At 43.1% G+C, this 274-nt stretch carries 1 protein-coding gene; it reads right to left on the bottom strand.

Annotation, left to right across the window (positions count from 1 at the left end):
- Nucleotides 1-73: 73 nt before the first annotated feature.
- A partial coding sequence (locus tag AAEZ00_RS21215) for an AIR carboxylase family protein (protein WP_351089877.1) occupies nucleotides 74-274 on the bottom strand: 201 nt, incomplete at its 5' end.

Genomic DNA, 274 nt, shown 5'->3' with positions numbered 1-274 from the left:
AAATTAAGCGGCGCGCCTGCAAGGCTCATCATACGTGCAAGTTGCCCTGCACCTAATATTAAAATATTCATTATTACTCTGCAGGGTTTGGATTAGCTAATATAGTGTCGGTTTGAGCTTTACGAAACGCTTCAATTTTTGCAAAAATTTCTGGATTTTGACACCCTAAAATTTGCGCGGCTAGTAAACCTGCGTTTGCTGCGCCCGGCTCACCAATTGCAAGAGTGCCCACTGCAACGCCTTTAGGCATTTGGCAAATAGATAAAAGTGAATC

The organism is Shewanella sp. S1-49-MNA-CIBAN-0167, from assembly GCF_040310145.1.
Taxonomy (GTDB): domain Bacteria; phylum Pseudomonadota; class Gammaproteobacteria; order Enterobacterales; family Shewanellaceae; genus Shewanella; species Shewanella psychromarinicola.
Note: the sequence above shows the minus strand (reverse complement) of the source record. Positions and strands in the feature narration are given on the sequence as shown.